At 69.3% G+C, this 270-nt stretch carries 1 protein-coding gene; it reads left to right on the plus strand.

The features are described 5' to 3' along the window. The coding region (locus CDN38_RS27680; protein ID WP_204903257.1) for a UvrD-helicase domain-containing protein at positions 1 to 270 on the plus strand (270 nt) is incomplete at both ends.

A 270-nucleotide genomic window follows, 5' to 3' on the forward strand; every position in this document is an offset into this window, starting at 1 on the left:
ACCCCGCCGCCCTGCTGACCCAAAGCGGGGCCGCCGCCTGGGTGCTGTACAAGCTGGCGGCGGGGTCGATCACGTCCTGATCGACGAGGCCCAGGACACCGCGCCGGAACAATGGGCCATCGTCCGCGCCCTGACCGGCGAGTTCTACTCCGGCGAAAAGTCCGGCCGCACCGTCTTCGCCGTCGGCGACGAGAAACAGTCGATCTATTCCTTCCAGGGCGCGCGACCCGAACGGCTGCGTCAGGAACGCAGGGCCTTCCTCGCCCTGGC

It is taken from the genome of Mycobacterium ostraviense (assembly GCF_002705925.1).
In the GTDB taxonomy this organism is placed as follows: domain Bacteria; phylum Actinomycetota; class Actinomycetes; order Mycobacteriales; family Mycobacteriaceae; genus Mycobacterium; species Mycobacterium ostraviense.